This is a genomic window from Haloarchaeobius lipolyticus (genome assembly GCF_051208015.1).
Lineage (GTDB): Archaea > Halobacteriota > Halobacteria > Halobacteriales > Natrialbaceae > Haloarchaeobius.
Genome location: NZ_JBPKGF010000002.1, coordinates 946,219 through 968,286 on the forward strand (window position 1 = coordinate 946,219; position 22,068 = coordinate 968,286).

Below are 22,068 nucleotides of genomic sequence, written 5' to 3' on the forward strand. Positions count from 1 at the left end.
GGAGTAAGAAAAAGGTCTATAACGCGGCGGGCGTCTACTTCAGGTAGATGGCGGACGAGCCCGACGAGTCTGGTCTCTCGAAGGTCGACGACGACGAGCACCAGCCACGAGAGTCAGAGACCGCACCCGACGGCCGGGAGGACGACCCAGCCGACGGTTCGCGGGACGACGGCTCGTCCAGCGACACACCCGACGACGGCGATTTCGATTTCGTCGAGCTGTCCGAGGAGTCAGCCGACGGAGACGATGCTGCCGACGAACCAGCCGACGAGGACGGCTCGGCCGACGGCGACGGAAATGCCGACGACTGGGCTACAGACGACGGGGACTCGGCTGACGCCGGCGACGAAAGCGACCACGGTCTCGTCCCGGACACGCACGAGACCGACCCGAACCAGACGCCCGCGGACGAGGTGGAGATTCCGGATGCAGAGGACCTCCCGCCCCAGACGGCCGAGGACGAATCCGGTTCGGACGGCGAGGTCGCGCGGACCGCCGACGCCGACGGTGGCGAAGACATCCCCGTCGGGCACGCTGCGGGGGCGACTCGCCCCGGTGCCGAACCGACCGTCGACGACTCACCGGAGACGTTCGTCGAGGACGGTGACGACTTCGAGTACGAGAAGCCCCCGGACGACGAGGAGATGCCGCTGGCCGTCCACATCGAGGAGATGGTTCGCCGGCTCGGTATCGTCATCATCGCCGCGGCGGCCGCGAGCGCGGTCGCGATTCCGCTCTCGGAACAGCTCATCACGGCGATGTGGTTCGACGTGCTTCCCTCTGCGGGCGAGCTGACACGACCCCACGTCTACTCGCCGCTCGAGTTCGTCCTCACGAAGATAAAGGTCGCCAGCCTGGCCGGCATCGTCGTCGCCCTCCCCTTGTTCGTCTACGAAACGTATCTGTTCATGCGCCCGGGACTGTACCCGAAAGAGCGCCGGTACTACCTCGCATCGGTCCCGACCAGCCTCGTGCTCGCCGTCGCCGGAATGGCGTTCGCGTACTTCCTCGTCCTGCCCGCGTTGTTCGAGTACTTCATGTACTACACCGAGGGGTCGGCCCAGATCGCCTTCGCGCTCTCCGACACGTTCAACCTCATCATCACGCTGATGGCGTTCCAGGCGGTGGTCTTCCAGATTCCGCTGTTCATCATGCTCGCCATCATGATGGGCGTGACCAGCCGGCGCTGGCTCGAATCGAAGCGCCTGCTGTTCTGGGGTGCGTTCGTGGCTATCGCGTTCGTCTTCGCCCCCGACCCGACCGGGATGGCACCCATCATCATCGCCATCTCGATGGTCGCGCTGTTCGAGGGCACGCTGCTCCTGCTCCGGTGGACGGGCAGCTCGGACGCGGGGTCGTTCGCAGAGACGCTCTCGAGCTGGCGGCCTTACGTCTGGGCGCTGGCCGGCCTGCTCGGCGTGGCCATCAGCACGGTACCCGTTCCGACTGGGTACTACGAGCGCGTGCCAGCGTCGGTCGCCGAACCGCTCGCGACCCTCGGACTGGGTGATACGACGCCGTTCCTGTTCAGCGCGGCTGCCATCTTCCTGTTCGAGGTGGCTGCCTACGTGAACAAGAACTACGTCGGGAGCGTCACGGCGTGGAGAGGACTCCGGAAGGTTCGCCCGTTCGTCTGGCTCGGCGCGCTCATGGCTGGCTACCTCGCCTCGCCGAACTCCGTGCTGGCGCTGGCTATCACCGAGATCGCGCTGCCGGCGGTCCAGGTGGCGGCCATCGTCGGTGGTATCATCGTCCTGTTCGAGCTGGCGGCACTCTGGGCGCGCCGGAACGCCCAGTGACGCTCGGGCCGGCATCCCACCGTTCCCCGCATCTCCTCCGATAGCGACTTCTGGCTTCCGTGTCGACCAGCGGGTATGACGACAGTCGATCCGACGAGCGTCGTCCTCGTCCGCCACGGCCGGACGACGTGGAACCACGAGCGTCGAATCCAGGGCTGGGCCCCGGCCCCGCTCGACGAGACCGGACGCGAGCAGGCGCGGCGACTCGGACGCCACCTGGAAACCGAGTTCGACGTCGACCGGCTCGTCTCGTCCGACCTCCGGCGAGCCCGGGAGACGGCGCGGCTGGTGAACCGCGAGCTCACCGTGCCCGTCTCGTTCGACGCCGACTGGCGCGAACGTGACTTCGGCGTGCTGCAGGGACTCTCCTACGAGGCGCTGTTCGCCGGCTATCCCGAGTTCGACCTCGGTGAGTCGGGCGTCGCGGCGGCTCGCGCGGTGCCGGAAGGTGGTGAGTCGCTGCTCGCGACTCGAGAACGCGTCCTCGATGCGTGGGAGCGCCTCGTCGAGGACTGCGACCCCGGCGAGACGGTCGTCGTGGTCACGCACGGGTTGCCGCTGTACGTACTCCTCGGCCACCTGCAGGGTCGTGACGTCGTGACCGCCGTGACGGAGCACGGCCAGGCGAACTGCGCTGTCAACGAGGTACGGATAGACGACGGTATCACGGTCGTCCGGGAAGGTGACAGGGCGTAGTTTCGGCCGACCAGTACCGACATCTCTGAAACATCGTCTCCAGACCCAGAAAGTACCGGAATCGTGAGACTAGGTGTCCGTTTAACGGTCGTTCCGGACCGAGTTCCGTGTATGACCCGGTGCGCGTTCCACACCCCCACCTTCGACGGCACGTCGACAGACGACTGGGAGGCACCGACCCGCGACGACTTCGAGACCGACGATCTCGGCGTCATCGCCGACCACTTCCTCTGCTCGGAGACCGGTTTCCCCCCCATCCGCTTCGAGGACCTCGCACTGCCGGTCGTCGACCCCGACGGGAACCTGAACCGACACGCACTCGAAGCGATTACGTCTGCCGACCAGGAGTCAGAGCCCCTGGCGGCCATGGACGACCTCGTCGCCGTCCGCGTCCAGTCGCTCGCCGAGCGTCTCAAGGCGTCCTACTTCGAGGACGAGACCAGGGCTGCACGCAGCGATGGTGAGCCCTCGGTTCGGGCGGGCGAGCGCACGACTCAGGGTCGAGATTCTGCCTTCTGACGCACATCCGGGCCGTTAGCCGCAGAACGAGTCGTTTCTATCGTGTGCCACAGCAGTTTTACCCCCTTGCACGCGATAGTGGAGGCCGATGGAACTCTCGGCGATTCCCGGGGTCGGGGAGAAGACGGCGGCGGCGCTGTCCGAACTGGACGACCCCGAGACCGCGTTGGCGGAGGGTGACGTGGCGACACTGGCACAGGCACCGGGCGTGACCGAGGGCCGGGCAGCCCGCATCGCCCGCGCCGCGATTCGGCACACACACGACGACCCGGGGGGCTTCCTCGCGACCGACCGGGCCAGAGAAGTCTACGGGGCGATGCTCGACAGACTCGCGGAGCGGACCGTCACCCGGTTCGCCGCGAAACGGGTCGAGACGTTCTACCCGAGCGGGACCGAATCGCGTATCCAGGAGGTCAGAGGGTTCACCGAGGCGGCGATGTCCCGCGAAGTGGACGAGGCCGTCCTCGAGGCGCTCGACGGCGTCGAACCGCTCGTCGAACCCCGTGACGTCTCCGTCCGTGACCGCTGTCTGGCGACGGCCGATGCCGAAACCTACTCGGCGGCCCGAGAGGCCGTCCCCGAACTCCCGGTCGAGGTGGTCGACGACGCCCGGGGTCTGGCGGAACTCGCCCGGGGATACGCCACCGTCGTGGCGCTCGACGAACAGTTCGCCGGCATCGAGGTCGAGGGAGACGTCCGCGTAGAGCCGGGTGCACTCGACTCGCCGGTCGACGTGGTCCCCGAGCGCATCCTCGCCTTCTTCGCGACCAATCGGCGCCGACTCCGGGCCGCCATCGCGGTCCACGAGGCGGCCGACCTCGACCCGGCGGCCGACCTCGACGCCCTCTCGACCGCGCTCGAGCGGCTGGACGACGACGGGAGTATCGTCGGCGACGAGGAGGTCGACCGCCTCACGACGGCGAAGGAGGACCTCGACGCGGCCGTCACGATGGCGGAGAACATCGCGAACGACCACCTCCGTGAGGCCATCGAGGAGAAGGACGTGACCATCGAGGGCGCGGACCTGCTCTCGCTGGTCGAACGCGGTGCGGGCGTCGATTCGCTCCTCTCGCGCGAACTGGCCGACGAGTACGCCGCGGCCGTCGATTCGGCCCGGGACAACCTCGTGGACGCACTGGAGCTCGACGCCGGCGAGGCAGAGGTAGCGCGCCGGGCCTTCGGCGACGAGCCGACCTACCCGGTCGACCACGACGAGCAGGTCGTCTCCCGGCTCCGGGACGAGCTGACCGCCGCGAAGGAGAGACGAGAGACGCGGCTCAAGCGGGAGGTCGCGGCCGACCTCGCCGACAGGCGCGAGGCCGCCGAGGCGCTCGTTCGGGACGCGCTGGAGCTCGACGTCGAACTCGCGGTCGCCCGGTTCGCGGCGGACTTCGACTGCACGCTGCCGACCTTCGAGGGCGAAGGGTTCGACATCGAAGGTGGGCGGTCGCCGCTGCTGGACGTTCCCATCGACGCGGTCGACCCGGTCGATTACGACGTCTCCGGGGTCGCGCTCCTGTCCGGTGTGAACTCCGGGGGGAAGACGTCGACGCTGGACCTCGTCGCCGCAGTCGTCGTCCTCGCCCACATGGGACTACCCGTCCCCGCCGATTCGGTCCGCCTTCAGCGGTTCTCGGCCCTGCATTACCACGCGAAGACGCAGGGAACCCTCGACGCGGGGGCGTTCGAGTCGACGGTCCGGCAGTTCGCCGGGCTCGCCGAGGGCGGCGCCGATTCGCTCGTGCTCGTGGACGAGCTCGAGTCCATCACCGAGCCCGGCGCTTCGGCGAAGATAATCGCCGGTATCCTCGAAGCGCTCGACGAGAACGGGGCGTCGGCGGTGTTCGTCTCCCACCTCGCCGGCGAGATACGCGAGATGGCCGGCTTCGACGTGACCGTCGACGGCATCGAGGCGCGTGGACTCGAAGACGGCGAGCTCGTGGTCAACCGGTCGCCGGTCAAAGACCACCTCGCGCGGTCGACGCCGGAGCTCATCGTCGAGAAGCTCGCCGAGGAGGACGACGGCAGCTTCTACGAGAGACTGCTGGAGAAGTTCTGAACTGTAGATTGACAGACAATAACCGCACATTACTTACTTCATCATACCGTTTACTCACCCCATTTGAGAGGTGAACACATGACATACGAGTTCCACTGCGACAAGTACGACTGCCCGTTCATGATCCGGACGACCGACGACGAAGAGATACTGGAGCACGTCACACGGCACGCGTCGACGGCACACGGGATAGCTATCGACCGAGGTGTAGTGGAGGACGCGCTCGAGGTCGTCTAAGACCGGTTCAGGGAAACGGTGAAACGCCCACGGAGAAAAGAATCGGGCAGCGAGCCGACGGTTCTAGCGGGACAATGGACAAGCCCTCACGACGCCTTCGTATGAGACATGGTAAAAGAGTTCGAGTGTACCATGGAAGATTGTCACTTCGTCATCCATTCCGACAGTGACGACGAAATCGTCTCGATGGTCCGCAAGCACGCCCAGGACGTCCACGGCATGAGCATGAACGCCGGCCAGATCAAGGGCGGAATCAAGACGCTACAGGCCTGATCGAGGCGCACACAGGCGGGGTTCGAGTACGGTAGCCCATCGGGTGACCAAACGACGAGCGAACCGGGCCACCAAAGAACGACCCGAACGACGGGCACCGCGACGGGGAGCCGGACGTTCGCCACGGCTCGCGCTGTTTTCGTGGGGAGATGACCCGCGTCTGCCGAAGACCTAAGTAGTCTGCGAGGCGTGGTGGAAGTGATGTCAGGCGACCCCGGGGACGAGGGGATGTTGTCGTGGGACGAGTCCGTCTTCCGCAACGAACGCGTCTTCGAGATCGACCACGTCCCGGAGACGTTCAAGCACCGCGAGTCCCAGCTACAGAGCCTGCAGTACGTGCTCCGTCCCGCGGTTCGTGGGTCGCGCCCGCTCAACGCCATCGTCCGGGGACCGCCCGGAACCGGCAAGACGACCGGCGTGCGCCGGATGTTCGACAAGCTGAAAGAAGAGACGACGGGCGTCCGTACCGTCCGGGTCAACTGCCAGATGAATGCGACCCGCTACTCGGTGTTCTCGCGCCTGTTCGAGGGGATGTTCGAGTACGAACCCCCCGCATCCGGCATCTCGTTCAAGAAGCTGTTCGGTCAGGTTACCGAGAAGCTCGTCGAGGAGGATGAGGTACTCGTCGTCGCGCTCGACGACGTGAACTACCTGTTCTACGAGAGCGAGGCGTCCGACACGCTCTACTCGCTACTCCGGGCGCACGAGGAACACGCAGGCGCTCGAATCGGCGTCGTCGTCATCTCCTCGGACCCGAACCTCAACGTGATGGACGAACTCGACACGCGCGTCCAGTCCGTGTTCCGCCCCGAGGAGATCTACTTCCCGCCGTACGACCGGGGCGAGATAGCCGATATCCTCAGAGAGCGCATCGAGCGCGGTTTCCGCGACGGCGTCGTCTCGACCGAGGTCCTCGACCTCGTGGCCGAGCGAACCGCCGAATCCGGCGACCTCCGCGTCGGTATCGACCTCCTCCGTCGCTCCGGGCTCAACGCGGAGATGCGCGCCTCCCGGACGGTCGAACGAGAGGACGTCGAGGCCGCCTACGAGAAGTCGAAGTACGTCCACCTGTCACGGTCGCTGGAAGGACTCTCCACCTCCGAGCGGACGCTCGTCGAGGTCATCGCGGAGATGGACGGCGAACAGGCAGGTACGGTCTACGAGCGGTTCCACGAGCGCTCGGAACTTGGCTACACGCGCTACTCGGAGATCGTCAACAAGCTCGCCGACCTGGGTATCATCACCACCGAGTACGCCGACGTGGAGGGCCGCGGTCGCTCACGGGAACTGACGCTCTCGTACGACGCCGATGCCGTCCTCGACCGACTCTGAGCCCCTCGATCGCTTTCCAGTTCGCTGAGGGCTGCGTCGCTTTTTCTAGGATAGTCACTTACCGAGAGGTATGGACACGCTTCGTACGCGCCGGCAGCTCGGCGCGGCCATCGCCGGGACGAGCGTCGCCGTCGCGGGCGTGCTCGCATCCGCGCTCGCGACCGTCCCCGTCGTGGTTCTCCTCGCGGTCGACAGGAGCGATATCACGATTCCACTGTACGCCCTGTTGTTCCTCGTCGGCTACGCCGCGCTCGCGTTCGTCGGCGTCGCCTACCTCTTCATCACCGGGCGGGGCTGGCGATTCATCGACCTGAAACCGCTTGACAGAGAGGGGTTGAAGGCCGTCGTTGGTTTCACCGCGCTCGCGGTGGCCATCGTCGGCATCGTCGGCGTGCTGTCCCTGGTCGGCAGGATAGAGACGAGCCAGAACGTCAACCTCGCGCCCGGAACCGCAGGCAACACCCAGTATCTGCTCTTGCTCATCCCCATCGCGCTACTGGTGAACGGGCCGGCCGAAGAGTTCCTCTTCCGCAACGTCATCCAGAAATCCCTGTACCGTCACTTCTCGCGACGGAGCGCCATCGTGGTCACCAGCATCATCTTCGCGCTCGCCCACGTTCCGGCCTTCTGGTCCACCGACCTCGCGGCGATGGCGACCTCGATCACCGTCGTCTTCCTCGGCTCGCTCGTGTTCGGGTCGGCCTACGCGAAGACGGAGAGCCTCACGGTCGTCGCACTGGTGCACGGCCTGTTCAACGCGGTTCAGATAGGGCTGCTCTACCTCGCGCTCACGTACGGCCTGTTCTGAACCGGAGAAGAACGCTCCCGGTCCTCCCCAGCCGCGACTCACCAGTCGAGGCGAGCGTCAGACTCAAGCCGGTTCCCGGAGACCGCGTAGACAGATGGGACTCGCAGAACAGTTCTCGCAGGCGCCGGTCCTCGTCTCGCTCTCGCTGGGCAGTCTGGTCGCGAGCGTGCTGATGTTCATCGGCACCATCGCGTTACTGCCGCAGGGGTTCACGGCGACGACCGAGCCGTTCTGGCTGGCGATACTCGCCGTCGGCGTGTCGATTCCGGTCGTCTGGAACGTGCTCTATCCACTGTACGACAGGCTCTCCTGAGCAACGCCGTCAGATTCCCGCCCGGATCACAGCACGCCGAGCACGCCGAGTATCCCTAGTACCACGTCCCCGTAGACGAAGCCGACGAACAGGCCGAGGAAGACCGGGACGAGGAACGGGATACCCGGCGTGACCCACAGTTCCTCCTCAGCGACCAGTTTCTCCAGTCCGTCGCGCAGACGGTCGGGTGAGGTCCCGTACGCGTCCCCTTCGATATCCGCCAGGAACGCCTCCGCGCCCCACTCGTCGAGCGCATCCGTCCCGGAATTCGGGGTCGCGGCGTCAGGGTCCGGCTCGACCGTCCCGCGGTCTGCATCGGGGCCGGTCGCCTCGCCGTCGCCCGCATCGGGGCCGGTCGCCTCGCCGCCGTCGGTCGCCACGTCCCGACTTCGGGTCCGGTCGGGGTCGAGGTGGACCGCACCGTCGGTCGGGTCGTTCGGCTCCGCCGGCAGGCTCTCCGGGTGGCGGAATCGGGTTGGGTCGGCTCGCACCTCGTCCAGTGTGAGCCCGCGCCAGCGGAGGTACATCCGGACCGCGTCGAGGTCGAGTCCCGTACTACGGGGATAGATGAGCGTCTGAATCCGCTCTCTGAGCCCGCCCTCGCGGTCGAGCAGGAGCTTCCCGTGCGTCGTCGGGACCGCGTCCCACCGCGTCGGGACCGCGACGAACATCCGGCTGCTGACGTGGCCCACCGCCCCGTTCCGGACCGCGAGCAGTCCGGGGTAGGCGATTCCCCAGAGGACCGCGTTCGTCAGGACGGTGAACGAGAACACGCGCACCGTGGTGGGGTCGCCGAGCGGGAACGTCGTCCCCGCGAGTTCGATGGCAGGCCAGGTCGGATACAGCACCGCCATCGTCATCAGCGCGCGAGCGTCGGCCCCGCCGAACGCGCCGAGGAAGTGGAACAGATACGCGAGCGAGACGACGAAGCCGACGCTGATGGTCGCCGAGATGACGAACAGTCGCCATTCGCGTCCACCCGCGGCCGCCGCATCCTGGAACTGGAGTGCGAGCAGGACGACGCCGAGCGCCGTGAGCGGCACCCAGGTCAGGTTGTCGACGCGCCGCGTCTTGATGTCCGTGTAGGCGAGATAGCCGAAGACGGGCACCGTCAACAGGCGCAACAGGTCGGGGATCGTCGCAGAGAGGGGGCCGACGTCTACCACTGGAAGAACGGGCTTCGGGGAGGGAGGTAACAGTTACGGTCAAGTCGGTTCGTGAATCGACGGCGAGAGCTACCGCTGGGCGGGGGTGGAAAACGGATGAAGGTGAGACCGTTCAGATGACGCGGTTCTGCAGGTAGTCGAGGTGCTTCGCGTTGTACACGATCTTGACCTCGTCAGCTGCCGGGGAACCGATGCAGGTGAGACGGACGTTCTTCTCGTCGACCTCCTCGTCGGAGAGGATCTGCTGCATGTCCATCTCGATGTCGCCTTCCTTCACGATGGCTGCGCAGTTCGCGCAAGCGCCAGCGCGGCACGAGAAGGGCCAGTCGTAGCCCTGCGCCTCGGCGGCTTCGAGGATGTACTCGCCCTGGTTGACCTCGAGCGTGCCGTAGTCCTCGTCACCGAGGCCGGCGTCCGCCGCTTTGTCGAAGAGGTCGTCGTCGTCCATGTCCCAGCCCTGGTCGTCCAGCACTTCGTAGTTTAGGTAGGTTACCGTGGGCATCACCAGACGGTTCGCACCCCGGACCCTAAGAACTTGCTGTTTTGAGACTTCACGAACGATGATGTTAGAAACGGTCTGTCGTCGTCCGTGGTTCGGTTCGGAGCCTGAGAAATAGACAGCGAGAAGACATGAGCACCCGAGGTCAGGCGTAGAGGGGGAACGTCGAGAACAGCAGATAGGAGGCGACCGCGGAGATGCTGGGCGTCAGGATCCACAGGCCGATGACGCGCGCGGTGGTTCCCGGATCGAACAGGTCGCTCGCTGCGAGCTCGTCCGGTTTCTCCTCGCCGATCGGTGCGACCGGCTCGCCGGGCTTGTCGGTCGTGAGAGCTCCGCCGACGGTCTTCCGCCGCGGCCCCTGAACGGGGTCCTTGCCGCCGTCAGCCGCCGCGCTGGACTCTCCTTTCACCGCCTTCCCCGCGGCCTGTGTGATGGTGGTGGTTCGGGTCGCGCGGCCCCAGCCAAGGCCGACGATGGACATCGTCGCCGAGACGGCGAGCGAGGCGGGGATGCCGATGGCAGAGAGGAACGTGATGAGGCTCGCACTGACGAGCTCGACGATGAGTGCTGCGAGCAGGGGGAGGTCGGTGAGGTCGTTCCCGACGGTGTCGAGGGTCCGACGAGCGATGGTGAACGCGCCGAGCCCGATCGCGCCGCCGGCGAGGAATATCCCCGGGCCGAGACCGATGGCACCCGAGCCGTACAGGGGGGCGATGGCGTTGGCGACGTTCGACGCCCCCGCCGAGTAGGCCATGTAACAGCCGATGGCGACCACGAGGAACTGGCTCACCCGTTGTTTCCTGGAGCCGTCCTCGCCCTCGATGTCGAATCGGACCGAGAGGTACGGGTAGAAGTATCGGCCGATGACCGCACAGACCCAAAACGCGGCGACGGGCGCGACGATCCACCACGAGACGATCTCGCCCATCTTCTCCATGTTGAGGCTCCCGCTGGCCGCTCCCAGCCCCGCGATGGCCCCGACCGCCGTCATCGAGGTTGACGCCGGGACGCCGAACAGGTTGGAGATGAGCAGTGCGAAGCCGACGAAGAAGAGGACGGCGACGCTCGCGGCGAGGGTGAACTCCGACTGGGGGACGATCTTCCCACCCATCGTCTTGACGACCTCGCGGCCCGCCGTCCAGCCGCCGAGCAGCGCGAAGGTGGTCATCAGTCCCGCGGCGAGCAGCTTCGAGACCGTGCCGCTCCCCACGGCGGGGCCGAAGGCGACTCCTGTGGAGGAGCCACCGATATTGAAACCGACGAAGACGGCCACAGCCAAGCCTACGAGGAGAAGCGCTTCGACCATACTGTCCGGGCGTACGGGGAGGGCGCGTAAAAAGGCCGTCATCGTAGTCTTTACCCCGCCTGCACGCCCCCCTCCTGACATGAACCTGTTTCCGGAGTTCGAAGTGATACCCGCCGTGGACGTTCAGGACGGAGAGGTCGTTCAGCTCGTCCAGGGTGAACGGGGAACGGAGAAGACCTACGGCGACCCCGTCGACGCCGCTCGCGACTGGGTCTCCCAGGGCGCCGAGACGCTCCACCTCGTCGACCTCGACGGCGCGTTCGAGGGCGAGCGGCAGAACGCCGACGCGATAGATGCCATCCTCGACGCCGTCGACGTACCGGTCCAGCTCGGCGGCGGCATCCGGACGGCCGAGGACGCTATCTCACTCCTCGAACGAGGTGTCGACCGGGTCATCCTCGGGACTGCGGCGGTCGAGAATCCGGACATCGTCGCGGAGATCGCCGAGGAGCACCCGGACGGCGTCGTCGTCAGCCTCGATGCGAAAGATGGCGAGGTCGTGGTCTCGGGCTGGACCGAGGGCACCGGGCTCGACCCCGCCGAGGCCGCTGGCCGCTACGAGGAGCGCGGCGCGGCAGCCATCCTGTTCACCGACGTCGACGTCGAGGGACGGCTCGACGGGGTCAACACCGACACGGTCCGACGAGTGGTAGATTCGGTCGACGTCCCCGTCATCGCCAGTGGCGGCGTCGCCACGCTGGACGATATCCGGGCGCTTCGCGAGGCGGGTGCGGGCGCTGTCGTCGTCGGAAGCGCGCTGTACGAGGGTCGGTTCACGCTCCGGGAAGCACTCGACGCCTGAGGAAGACGTTCTGCACAGGTACGGAGGTGAGAACGGAGGACAGCCCGACGCCGATGCGGTGAGAGGCCGGCGAGTGTGGTGGGTTCTGACGGCCACCGGAATCTGTTGAAGGCGTCTGGTTCGAGGAGAGTGCGGGTCGGAGGGCGCGGAAGTGGTATGGGGCCGGAGGGCGCGGAAGTGGTATGGGGCCGGAGGGCGCGGAAGTGGTGTGGGTCGGAGGGCGTCTGGTGCGTGTCGGTGTGGGGAATGGTGTGGGAGCGTCAGTCGCGTCTGTGGCCGTGGCCGGCGACGAGCGCGAGCAGATTCAGGGACAGCAACACGAGGAACGCCTGCGTCTCCGCGGGCGTTTCGATACCCGATGCGAGGAGCGACAGGTGCGCGAACGGGAGGGCGACGGCGAGCCAGAAGCTCGCGGTACGGACGGGGGACAGGAGCGTGTTCGAGTCGAGCCGCTCCAGGAGCGAGTTTTCGAAGGTCGGGAATGGTTGTGGCGTTGCGGGGGACATCGGAATCTACCTCGTCTGCATCTACACCATAGTCCGGGTACCACATATAACGAGGCGAGGCTTCGGACGATTTCGGGACGTTTTATCCGATTTCCCAAATATCGAGAAACGGTGCGAGAATCGTTTAGACGTTTTAAAGCCGCAGGATAAAACGTCTCATACAGTTCGACACCGTATAACACACATATTTTTGATACTTCTTCTCAGACTGTATTTCGGCTGCTCGCCGGGAGCGAAATCGCTTTGGACGCGTACCAAGACCTCATTCGTATGACCGACCGTGCCGCAGCAGTCACGCGCGAGACGGGTGAGACGGAAATCGAGGTGACCCTCGACGTCGACGGCGACGGCGAGAGCGAAGTCGAGACCGGCGTCGGCTTCTTCGACCACATGCTCGACGCCTTCGCGAAGCACGGGCTGTTCGACCTGACCGTCCGCTGTGACGGCGACCTGGAGATAGACGACCATCACACGGTCGAGGACGTCGCCATCACCCTCGGCCAGGCGTTCGAGGAGGCCCTCGGCGACAAGCGCGGTATCGTCCGCTACGCCGACCGGAAGGTTCCCCTGGACGAGGCGGTCGCCGGGGTCGTCGTCGACGTCTCCGGCCGGCCGTTCTTCGACTTCCACGGCGAGTTCTCCCAGCCCTACGTCGGCGAGTTCACGAGCCACATGGCCGAACACTTCGCGATGTCGCTGGCCATGAACGCCAGCTTGACCCTCCACTGCGAGGTCTGGGGCGACAACGCCCACCACGAGGTCGAGGCGCTGTTCAAGGCGCTGGCGCGGTCGCTGGACGACGCGACACGAATCGACGAGCGTCGGAGCGACACACCGAGTACGAAGGGACAGCTGTAGTCAGCTGTCGACGGCGTCGCCCATCCCACTTTCGGGGCCGGCAGACCGCATATCCACACGCATAAATCACCAGCCCTCGTCTCTGGAGTCAATGTTCGACGAGATCATGGAGAAGTTCGAGGGCTCTCCGAGCCAGCAGGCTGTCATCCGCCTGCTGCTCGAACGAGGCTTCTCCGTGAACGACGGCGGTCGCGTCGTCTCCGGCGGCATCGAGATTCCCAACACGGGCATCGCCCGCGAAATCGGCGTCGACCGCCGCGTCGTCGACTCGACCACGGACGCCATCCTCGCGGACGAACAGCTCCGGCGCATCTTCCAGAACATCTCGCAGGTCCCGAGCCTGATGGACCTCGCCCCGGTCCTCGACCTGACCGTCCTGACCGTCGAGGTGACCGACGCCGAACAGCAGGGCATCGTCGCGCAGGTGACGAGCCTCCTCGCGGAACACGGCATCTCCATCCGCCAGACCATCAGCGAGGACCCGGAGTTCACCGACGAGCCGAAGCTCCACATCGTCACCGACGAGGAGCTTCCCGGCGAGCTCATCAACGAGATACGGACCCTCGACTTCGTGCGGAAGATCGAGCTGCAGTGAGGCGGTTTCCGGCCTGCGTTCTTCCGTTTGCGGGTGACCGCGGCCTCCTTCGCGCGTAACCGACGCGCTATTGGGTCCCGAATCCAGAGTGAAGATATGGACGAGAACGTCGACGCGGCGCTCCGCTTCGTCGCCCTGCAGCTCGCGGTGGCGACCGCCGCCATCCACCTCTGGGTGGGCTGGCCGGCGTGGTACGCCTACACGCAGGCCGGGCGACCGTTCACCGACCCGCGCGTCGCCCTGTTCGTGCTCTCGTCGCTCGCCGTCCTCGTCGGCATCGGGATGGCGGCCTACGGCGTCCGCCGCGACTACGTCTACGGCCTCGGCATCGTCCTCATGCTCTGTTACCTGCTCGGCTGGCTGTTCCTCGGCGGCCATCCCGACCCCGGCGAGGCGTTCGCTCCGGCGTGGGAGGCGACCGGCCACACCCACGGTTCGGCCGTCCTCACCCTGTTCGAGCACCTCGTCTCGACGTGGACGCTGCTCGTGAGCAAGGTCGTCGAGGTCGTCCTGCTCGCCATCCTCGTCGTGCTGCTCCGCGAGGAGCGCCGGAACCCCACGGGGAGCGGTGACGGCGAGAGCGGGGAGACGGACGCCGAGTCCGAGGTCGCAGCGTGAGCGAGCCCGACACCTACCTGACCGTCGCGGGGCGCGGGCAGGCCGCCTTCGAGGTCCGCGGCTCCGAGTTCATCGGCCACGTCGCGCCAGTCGAATCGGTCGAGGCCGCCGAATCCTTCGTCGACGCCATCTCCGAGGAGTACGCCGACGCGACGCACAACGTCCCGGCGTACCGCGTCCGCGCCGACCCGCTTCGCGAGTGGTCCAGCGACGACGGCGAACCGTCCGGCAGCGCCGGGAAACCCGCGCTGAACGTGCTCGTCCAGCGCGAGATAGAGAACGTCGTCGTGGTCGTCACCCGGTACTACGGCGGCACCAACCTCGGCGTCGGCGGCCTGGTCCGGGCGTACTCACAGGCGGTCAAGGAGGCCGTCGACGAGGCCGGAGTCGTCGAGGAGCGCCCCCACGAACGGTTCACCGTGACGGTGAACTACGACGACTCGGGAACCGTGCGCGGCATCATCGAATCGACCGGCGTCGAGTTCGACGCGGAGTACGACCAGCGCGTCAGCTTCGACGTTCGGGTGGCCGTCGAGGAGGCCGAAGCACTTCGTGATAGACTGCGGAGTGCGACGAGCGGGCGGGCGGAGATCGAGAAGTAGGACGCGAAGAACTCGAACCGAGAAGAAGAAGCCCGTTAGTCCGCCGTCTGCGCCGCCTTGACCTCGTTTCCACTCTGGTTCCGGTTCTCGAAGACCAGCAGTGCGAACAGTGCACCGCCCAGCAGCCGCAGGCCGATCTCGAGCGTCATCGACGTGGCGAAGCCAGCGCCGAACAGCCCCAGCGTCGTCGACGTGATGTCGATGATGATGAACGGCGACATCAGCGCGAGCGCCGAGAGCGCGAACAGGCCGCGCTGGACCGACTCGACGTCGGTGTAGAGGTAGCCGATGACGGTGGCCGCGAGGCCGATGACGCCGACGAAGACGCCGGCCACCGGGAGGACGACCTCGGGCAGGAAGTAGCCCAGCTCGAAGACGTCACCGAGCTGGAGCGGCCGGAGGCTGTTCCCGGTCTGGCGCAACAGCAGGATGCCCGGGGTGAGCACGAACGCGAACGGCACGATGGCCTTGTTCAGCGAGAGCGAGAACGCCTCGACCCCGGTCTGGAACTGGTCGGATTTCGCGATACCTGACGCCGCGTAGGCCGCGACTGCGACCGGCGGCGTGATGTCGGCGATGACGCCGAAGTAGAGGATGAACAGGTGCGCCGCGAGCTGGGGCACGTCGAAGACCGCGATGGCCGGCCCGAGCAGCGAGACGAGGATGATGTAGGTGACCGTCGTCGGCATGCCCATCCCGAGGATGATGGAGGAGACCGCCGTCACGAGCAGCAGGATGACCAGCGAGCCTCCGGCGACTTCGGTGATGAGCGAGGTCAGGTTCGGCCCGAGGCCGGTCACGGAGACGACGCCGGGAATGATACCCGCGGCGGCGACGGCGACGACGACGGGGGTCGCGGTGCGGGCCGCGGACTCCATCGACGTGAAGTTGAACGTGACGTACTTACCGAGGTCGGAGTTCTGGAACCAGCCGACGCCGGTCTCGTCGGACAGTTTCTCCGCCGCGTCGTCGACCTGTTTGTCGTAGTCGAGTAGCGGTGAGGCGGACGAGGAACGGACGACCATCGTCACCATCGAGATGAAGACCGTCGCCCAGCCGAGCTTGCCCGCGGCGGCGAACAACGCGTCGGTCACCGACATCGCAGTGCCCGAACCGCCGGCGATGGCGCTGGTGAGGCTGACGCCCGTGACGGTGAACGCTGCCGTCTGGGCGAGGAACAGCCCGGCGATGGCGCCGAGCAGCGGGACGCGGGTCTTCCGGTTGTAGGCCGCCATGAACGCGATGAGCGCGATGATGGCGACGATGGTGAACCAGGCCGAGCGCGCCGGCGTGAGCCGTTCGACGACGAGGTAGTAGAGCAACAGCAGGATGGGGATGAGATAGAACCAGCCCGTCTGCAGGTGCTTCTTGAGGTCGACGAGCTCCTCACGAGAGACGCCACCGACCCCGGTTCGAGCGGCTTCGAGGTGGACCATCACCCAGACGCCGAAGAAGAACACGATGGCCGGGATTGCCGCCGCCGTGATGACGACGGGATACGGCGTGCCCGTGAACTCGACGATGAGGAACGCGGCCGCGCCCATGACCGGTGGGAGGATCTGCCCACCGGAGGACGCGGAGGCTTCGACCGCGCCCGCGAACTCGGCGCGATAGCCCGACTTCTTCATCAGCGGGATGGTGAACGCGCCGGTCGTCACCGTGTTCGCGATGGACGAACCGGAGAGCGTGCCCATGAAACCAGACGCGAGGACGGAAGATTTCGCGGAGCCACCCTTGCGGGTCCCGGTCGCGGCGTACGCGAGGTCGATGAACCACTGACCCGCGCCGGACATCTCCAGGAAGCCACCGAACAGGACGAAGATGTAGATGAACTTCACGGAGACCTCGACCGGGACGCCGAAGACACCGTTGTTCGTGGTGTACCAGAGGTTGAACATCAGGTCCGCCCAGCCCGTCTCGGGGATGGAGAGGACGCCGAGGTACGGCATATCGCCCGGGATGTGGTGTCCCATCTTCGCGTAGACGATGAACGTCGAGACGATGATGCTGAGGAACAGGCCGAGGGCCCGACGAGTCGCCTCGAGCACGAGCAACACGCCGACGATGGCGAGCAGGTACGCGTAGGAGAACTCGTCGAGGGGGAGACCGGTGAGCGAGATGAGTTCGACGGGAAGCGCGAGGAAGGTGAACACCTCCTGGATGGGCCGCATCGACTGGAGCCCGTAGAGCGGTATCTGACGTATCTCACCGAAGTCCATCACCATGTACCACGAGGTGGCGATGGCGGCGACGATGGAGACCACGTCGAGCGGCGTCACCCGTTCCATCTCCTCGTCGACGGCGAACCACGCGAGGAAGCCGCCGACGCGTGAGGAGGTCGTCGCGAGTGGTGAGCCAGCTCCGGTCGAATCGACGACCTTCGAGTGGAACCGTCGACACGCGTTCGCGAACCGACCGTCGCCGGTCGACGGCGGGTACAGCAAGAACGCGAGCACGAGCGCGAAGGTCACGTGGATCGAACGCGCCTGGAGCGCCTGGAGCGAACCGAGGTCGACGATTCCGTAGAGCGGAACGTCGACACGGAAGATGGTACTCCGGGCGGCGAGCCACATCTGGTACAGCGAGAAGAGCACTCCGAACAGGGCGACGAACGCCGCGGTGGTTCCCCGGATGGAGCGCTTTCGCTCTATCTCCTGGATGAGCTCTTCCTGCTCTTCCTCGGAGATGGTTTCCTCTGGTGTGTCAGTGCCGCCGTCGGTAGCGATTCGGCTGGCCGGAACGTCGGCCTCCGTCGTTTCGTCTGGGTGTTCACGCGTCATGACTACAGTGCTGAAAGCAGCGTCGTGAGTTTCGACTGGCGCCGTGTGTAGATTCGGACAGACTGCTCGTCGGTTCGGGTTACGAGGTCATAGTTGTGCCCGTCCACGACCAGCTCGTGGCCGGCGTCGTGGTGTGGCTGGACCGATATCTCCTGGTACGGACGGTCGAACGTGAGGACGAACCAACCGTCCTCGGTCGTGACGTTCTGGTTGCGGGACGGGAGACCCCAGCCGTAGGACTGGAACTCCATCCGCGTCATCACGAGCGAGTCGTTCCGCACGTGATAGACGTCGCGGATGGGAGTCTCCTCGACGCTGTGATTGTATGCGAGCACGACCGTCGAGTTCCCGTCGACCGGCTGCGTGACGTACGTCTCACCGGTCTCCGAATTCTCGACGACGAGGACACGCTCACCGGGCAACACCGCCCCAGCGGTAACGGCTGCGCTCAGCAGCACGAATACCGCGACGACTACGTGGGTTCTCGAAATGGCTCGCATCGGTTCTGTACTCGCGTATGCAAAAAGCGGTTGGCTACAGTGCTACCCGAAGTAGGCCTTGGCGCCCTCGTGGAGCTCGATGGACATGCCGTCCTGCGCGGAGTCCTTCGTGATGAAGTCCGTCTTGATGGTCAGGTCGCTCGTGTTGTCGAAGATGGCCTTCGTGACCTCCTCGACGACCTTCGCGTCGAGCTCGGAACGGGTGGCGATCATCGCCTGCACGGAGACGGTCTCCTTCGCGGAGTCGACGCCGTCGTAGGTGCCTGCGGGGATCTTGTCGTCCGCGAACCAGGACGCGGCGTCCTTGATCTTCTTGCGGTTGTCACCCTTGACCTCGACGATGGTGATGTCGCTCGTCGTCGCGAGCTCGGCGACCGCGCCGACCGGCCAGCCACCGACGACGAACGCGGCGTCGATGTCGCCGTTCTTGAGCTGCTCGGTCGCGGTGGAGAAGCCGGTGTTCTGCTCGGTGTAGTCCGAGATACCGACGGCTTCGAGGATCTGGACCGCGTTGACCTGGGTACCCGAGCCGAGGTTACCCGTGTTGATGACCTTGCCGCTCAGGTCGCCGATGGTCGAGATGTTCGAGTCGCCGCGGGCGATGATGTGGATGGTCTCCGGGTAGAGCGTCGCGACACCGCGGAGGTTCTCGATGGGCTTGCCCTTGAACTCGTCGAGACCCTCACCGTTCTTGGCGAAGTAGGCGACGTCGTTCTGGATGAGCGCGAAGTCGGCCTTACCCTGTGCGAGCGAGCCGACGTTCGCGACGGACGCGCCAGTGGACTTGACCGTCAGCGTGTGGCTGGAGTTCGCCTCGACGATCTTCTTGAACTCGTTCGAGAGCGGGTAGTAGGTGCCACCCGTGCCGCCTGCGTGCCACGAGAGGTTCTTGCCGCCACCGGAGCCGCCGTCTCCGCCGGAGCCGCCGTCTTTCTTCGTGGTTCCGTCGTCGCCGTCTCCACCGTTTCCGTTGGAGTCGGAGTCATCGCCACCTGTACATCCTGCGAGTCCTGCGAGACCGACTGCACCGGTCGCGCGGATGAAGTCACGACGGTTGTAATCGTCGAACATACCCAGGCCGAGGGGCTGCCCGAGTATATATATTACTACAGCAATCGCGGAACAGTCTGAAATAATCCACTTTCAACCCCTATAATAGCACTTCAGGTGAAAACTTTGTCCAGAGTCCATAACAAATATAAATAAACGACTGGACCGACCCGGTTCCGTTCTCCGCCTCCTCTCGTCATTATATATCATATAACACGACAAAGACTGTCTAGCAAAGTGCCGAATTCGAGACTATACAGCGCATTGGGAAGTGGACACGGTCGTCCAGGTCGCGGACCCGGTCGTCCACGACCGACGCGAGTGTGCGAAACTTGCTTGGCCTCCCCCGCCATCGTCGCCGCTATGCGAACGATAGACGCAGTCGACTACCGGGAACTGGCGCTTCCGGCGGCACCTGCCGTCTCACCTTGCGGTGAGCGGGTCGCGTTCGTCCGGACGGTCCCCGACGACGACGAGTCCTACGAGGCGTCGATCTACGTCTGCCCGGTCGGCGGAAGCGAACCGAGGCGGTTCACCCTGCGAGAGGGCGTCGATGCCGAGCCGACGTGGAGTCCATCCGGCGACCGACTCGCGTTCACCAGCACGCGAGGCGAGGCGGACGACCGCCAGCAGCTCTGGGTCATCGACGCCGACGGCGGCGAGGCCCGTCAGGTGACGACCGTGGTCGGTGGCGTCTCCAGCATCGAGTGGTCGCCCGACGGCGAACGGGTCGCGTTCCTCCAGCAGGTGACGGCGGAGGACCGGGCCGACGACCGGGACCGCCAGGTCGACGGCGAGTACGAGCCCGAGGAGCCGGACCCGCGCGTCATCGACCGTACCGTCTACCGCGCGGACGTGGACTACTTCGACGGTCGCCGCGGCCACGTCTATCTCGCCGACCTGTCGGACGACTCGGTCCGTCGGCTCACCACCGGAGAGGTCGACCACTTCGGGCCGAGCTGGGGCGACGCGGAGACGCTCTACTACGGGCGACAGGTCGGCGACGACCCGGACGACTCCCTCGACGTCGCCCTCGTCGAGCAGGACCTCGAGACCGGGACCGAGACAGTCCTGACGACGGACACCAGCTGGGGCACGCCGCTCCGGGCGACCAGCGACGGTCGACTCGCGTACTTCCACTCGCCGCCCGAGCAGTCGACGCTCCGCCAGACGGAGATACGCGTCTACGACTCGAGGACCGGCGAGACCCACACGCCGACGGCCGGCCTCGACCGGACGATGGCCTACCACCCGGACCTCCAGTGGGGCGCGGACGAGGAGTTCCTCTACTTCCCGACCCCCGACGAGGGGTCGGTCGTCCTCCGCCGCGTCCGCTGGAACGAGGGCGAGGACGCGGACGACACACAGGTCGTCGCCGGCAGGGGAATGCACGTCGGCGACTTCTCCGTCGGGGCGGACGTGCTCGCCTACACGGCCAGCGAGTGGGACCATCCCGGCGACGTGTTCCTCTCGACGCCGGGCGGCGGCGAAGGGACGCGACTCACTCGGCTGAACGAGTCGTACCTCACCGATCGGGCTGTCAGTCAGCCCGAGGAGCTCCGCTTCGAGAACCCGGACGGAGACGAGATACAGGGGTGGCTGCTCACGCCGCCCGACTTCGACGCCGGCGAGACCTATCCGCTGGTCGTCGAGGTCCACGGCGGTCCGCACGTCACGTGGACGCCCGCGGACACGATGTGGCACGAGTTCCAGACGCTCGCAGCCTCGGGCTACGTCGTCTTCTTCTGCAACCCTCGCGGCTCGTCGGGCTACGGCCAGGCGTTCATGCGCGCCATCGAACGCGACTGGGGCGAGAAGACCGGAGCCGACGTGCTCGCGGGTGTCGACGCGGTCTGCGAACGGGAGTACGTCGACGAGGAGAACGTCTTCCTGACCGGTGGCTCCTTCGGCGGGTTCCTCACCGCGTGGCTCGCCGGTCAGACCGACCGGTTCGCCGCCACGGTCGCTCAGCGCGGCGTCTACGACCTGCTCGGGTTCTACGGCTCGACCGACCGCGCGTACAAGCTCGTCGAGGGCGACTTCGACGCGCTCCCGTGGGAGGAGCCCAGATTCCTCTGGGAGCAGTCCCCCGTCGCCCACGCGGACGACATCGACGACCCGATGCTGCTCATCCACGCCGAACGCGACTACCGGGTGCCCATCGGGGGCGCGGAGATGCTGTTCCGGTTCCTCCGCAAGCGAGGGACGCCAACCCGACTGGTCCGATACCCCCGCGAGGGCCACGAACTGTCCCGGTCGGGGGAACCGGCCCACGTCGTCGACCGTATCGAACGCATCCGCCGCTGGTTCGACGGCTACTCCGACCACCACGACGCGCCTCCGGCGCTGGAGCGAGGGCGCGACGATGGGCTATCGGCCGGCGGGACGGGCGATTCGACCGCGAACCGATAGGGTGACCAACGGGCACGTACCTGGGACCGTTTCGTCCGGACTGGTTCCGTTCACGAGTGACTCCCTGCTGGTGGTTCCCACCCGAAACGAGGGGTCGCTCCAGGTCGGCGGTTCGGGTTCACCGGCATCGGGTCAGAGTCATCTGTACCGCTCGATACGCCTCTATAGCACGGTTTCGTCCGGAGAATACAGTGCGTCAGACGTTCCGACTGCTCCCGGTCTTGACCCGAAACGAAGGGGTTGCAGGGCGGCGACTGACGGGGCGAACCGGACCGAACGGGAGCTCTCCGGAGAACTCCATCGCCCTCGCAGCGGTCTATCGCACTCGAAAGGGT

General features: G+C 66.0%; 22 protein-coding genes. 15 read left to right on the forward strand and 7 right to left on the reverse strand.

Annotated features, from left to right (window positions below; genetic code table 11):
* Nucleotides 1-47: 47 nt before the first annotated feature.
* The 9 genes from ACSC1Y_RS07765 to ACSC1Y_RS07805 all read left to right on the forward strand — a co-directional run bounded on the left by ACSC1Y_RS07765 (nt 48) and on the right by ACSC1Y_RS07805 (nt 8,036).
* Nucleotides 48-1,799, forward strand: coding sequence for a twin-arginine translocase subunit TatC (locus ACSC1Y_RS07765; RefSeq protein WP_435334181.1), 1,752 nt, complete (start codon nt 48-50; stop codon nt 1,797-1,799).
* A 75-nt stretch (nt 1,800-1,874) separates the two neighbouring features.
* Nucleotides 1,875-2,495, forward strand: a complete 621-nt coding sequence (locus ACSC1Y_RS07770; protein WP_435334183.1) for a histidine phosphatase family protein — start codon at nt 1,875-1,877, stop codon at nt 2,493-2,495.
* 111 nt (nt 2,496-2,606) lie between these two features.
* Nucleotides 2,607-3,014 (forward strand): hypothetical protein, encoded by a 408-nt coding sequence (locus ACSC1Y_RS07775; protein ID WP_435334184.1) that lies wholly within the window; start codon nt 2,607-2,609, stop codon nt 3,012-3,014.
* Between the two features lie 88 nt (nt 3,015-3,102).
* Nucleotides 3,103-5,073: a MutS-related protein gene (locus ACSC1Y_RS07780; RefSeq protein WP_435334185.1), complete on the forward strand. Its 1,971-nt coding sequence runs from the start codon at nt 3,103-3,105 to the stop codon at nt 5,071-5,073.
* A gap of 78 nt (nt 5,074-5,151) precedes the next feature.
* A complete protein-coding gene (locus tag ACSC1Y_RS07785) occupies nt 5,152-5,310 on the forward strand; it encodes a DUF1059 domain-containing protein (protein ID WP_435334186.1) in 159 nt (52 codons plus the stop codon).
* A 108-nt stretch (nt 5,311-5,418) separates the two neighbouring features.
* Nucleotides 5,419-5,583, forward strand: a complete 165-nt coding sequence (locus ACSC1Y_RS07790) for a DUF1059 domain-containing protein (protein WP_435334187.1) — start codon at nt 5,419-5,421, stop codon at nt 5,581-5,583.
* 201 nt (nt 5,584-5,784) lie between these two features.
* Nucleotides 5,785-6,915 carry an ORC1-type DNA replication protein gene (locus ACSC1Y_RS07795; protein ID WP_435334188.1) on the forward strand — a complete coding sequence of 377 codons (1,131 nt, stop codon included), beginning with the start codon at nt 5,785-5,787 and terminating at the stop codon, nt 6,913-6,915.
* Between the two features lie 70 nt (nt 6,916-6,985).
* Nucleotides 6,986-7,723: a CPBP family intramembrane glutamic endopeptidase gene (locus ACSC1Y_RS07800; RefSeq protein ID WP_435334189.1), complete on the forward strand. Its 738-nt coding sequence runs from the start codon at nt 6,986-6,988 to the stop codon at nt 7,721-7,723.
* A gap of 94 nt (nt 7,724-7,817) precedes the next feature.
* Nucleotides 7,818-8,036: a hypothetical protein gene (locus tag ACSC1Y_RS07805; RefSeq protein ID WP_435334190.1), complete on the forward strand. Its 219-nt coding sequence runs from the start codon at nt 7,818-7,820 to the stop codon at nt 8,034-8,036.
* Nucleotides 8,037-8,062: 26 nt separating this feature from the next.
* On the opposite strand, the gene ACSC1Y_RS07810 is transcribed toward ACSC1Y_RS07805, so the two are convergent.
* The 3 genes from ACSC1Y_RS07810 to ACSC1Y_RS07820 all read right to left on the reverse strand — a co-directional run bounded on the left by ACSC1Y_RS07810 (nt 8,063) and on the right by ACSC1Y_RS07820 (nt 11,010).
* Nucleotides 8,063-9,202 carry a prepilin peptidase gene (locus ACSC1Y_RS07810; RefSeq protein ID WP_435334191.1) on the reverse strand — a complete coding sequence of 380 codons (1,140 nt, stop codon included), beginning with the start codon at nt 9,200-9,202 and terminating at the stop codon, nt 8,063-8,065.
* Between the two features lie 112 nt (nt 9,203-9,314).
* Complete coding sequence (gene fer / locus ACSC1Y_RS07815) at nt 9,315-9,704, reverse strand: ferredoxin Fer (protein ID WP_435334192.1); 390 nt, start codon at nt 9,702-9,704, stop codon at nt 9,315-9,317.
* Between the two features lie 142 nt (nt 9,705-9,846).
* Nucleotides 9,847-11,010 (reverse strand): inorganic phosphate transporter, encoded by a 1,164-nt coding sequence (locus ACSC1Y_RS07820; protein ID WP_435334193.1) that lies wholly within the window; start codon nt 11,008-11,010, stop codon nt 9,847-9,849.
* 85 nt (nt 11,011-11,095) lie between these two features.
* Here ACSC1Y_RS07820 and hisA point away from each other — a divergent pair, with 85 nt between their 5' ends.
* The gene (gene hisA, locus ACSC1Y_RS07825) at nt 11,096-11,812 is read left to right on the forward strand and encodes a 1-(5-phosphoribosyl)-5-[(5-phosphoribosylamino)methylideneamino]imidazole-4-carboxamide isomerase (RefSeq protein ID WP_435334651.1); all 717 of its coding nucleotides are present in this window, start codon (nt 11,096-11,098) and stop codon (nt 11,810-11,812) included.
* 260 nt (nt 11,813-12,072) lie between these two features.
* On the opposite strand, the gene ACSC1Y_RS07830 is transcribed toward hisA, so the two are convergent.
* The gene (locus tag ACSC1Y_RS07830; protein ID WP_435334195.1) at nt 12,073-12,318 is read right to left on the reverse strand and encodes a DUF8028 family protein; all 246 of its coding nucleotides are present in this window, start codon (nt 12,316-12,318) and stop codon (nt 12,073-12,075) included.
* Between the two features lie 270 nt (nt 12,319-12,588).
* Between ACSC1Y_RS07830 and hisB the strand changes: the two genes are divergently transcribed.
* The 4 genes from hisB (at nt 12,589) to ACSC1Y_RS07850 (ending at nt 14,991) form a co-directional block, all read left to right on the forward strand.
* A complete protein-coding gene (gene hisB, locus ACSC1Y_RS07835) occupies nt 12,589-13,176 on the forward strand; it encodes an imidazoleglycerol-phosphate dehydratase HisB (RefSeq protein ID WP_435334196.1) in 588 nt (195 codons plus the stop codon).
* Between the two features lie 91 nt (nt 13,177-13,267).
* Nucleotides 13,268-13,771: a TrpY family transcription regulator gene (trpY, locus tag ACSC1Y_RS07840; RefSeq protein ID WP_435334197.1), complete on the forward strand. Its 504-nt coding sequence runs from the start codon at nt 13,268-13,270 to the stop codon at nt 13,769-13,771.
* 96 nt (nt 13,772-13,867) lie between these two features.
* Nucleotides 13,868-14,389 carry a hypothetical protein gene (locus ACSC1Y_RS07845; protein WP_435334198.1) on the forward strand — a complete coding sequence of 174 codons (522 nt, stop codon included), beginning with the start codon at nt 13,868-13,870 and terminating at the stop codon, nt 14,387-14,389.
* Nucleotides 14,386-14,991 carry an IMPACT family protein gene (locus tag ACSC1Y_RS07850; RefSeq protein ID WP_435334200.1) on the forward strand — a complete coding sequence of 202 codons (606 nt, stop codon included), beginning with the start codon at nt 14,386-14,388 and terminating at the stop codon, nt 14,989-14,991. The genes ACSC1Y_RS07845 and ACSC1Y_RS07850 overlap by 4 nt, the downstream gene beginning before the upstream one ends.
* Before the next feature lie 35 nt (nt 14,992-15,026).
* Here ACSC1Y_RS07850 and ACSC1Y_RS07855 read toward each other — a convergent pair whose 3' ends face one another.
* The 3 genes from ACSC1Y_RS07855 to ACSC1Y_RS07865 form a co-directional block, all read right to left on the reverse strand.
* A complete protein-coding gene (locus ACSC1Y_RS07855; protein ID WP_435334201.1) occupies nt 15,027-17,771 on the reverse strand; it encodes a TRAP transporter permease in 2,745 nt (914 codons plus the stop codon).
* 2 nt (nt 17,772-17,773) lie between these two features.
* Nucleotides 17,774-18,229 (reverse strand): DUF1850 domain-containing protein, encoded by a 456-nt coding sequence (locus ACSC1Y_RS07860; RefSeq protein ID WP_435334203.1) that lies wholly within the window; start codon nt 18,227-18,229, stop codon nt 17,774-17,776.
* A gap of 84 nt (nt 18,230-18,313) precedes the next feature.
* Nucleotides 18,314-19,342, reverse strand: a complete 1,029-nt coding sequence (locus ACSC1Y_RS07865) for a TAXI family TRAP transporter solute-binding subunit (protein WP_435334204.1) — start codon at nt 19,340-19,342, stop codon at nt 18,314-18,316.
* A gap of 342 nt (nt 19,343-19,684) precedes the next feature.
* Here ACSC1Y_RS07865 and ACSC1Y_RS07870 point away from each other — a divergent pair, with 342 nt between their 5' ends.
* Nucleotides 19,685-21,733, forward strand: coding sequence for a S9 family peptidase (locus ACSC1Y_RS07870; RefSeq protein ID WP_435334206.1), 2,049 nt, complete (start codon nt 19,685-19,687; stop codon nt 21,731-21,733).
* Nucleotides 21,734-22,068 lie beyond the last annotated feature (335 nt).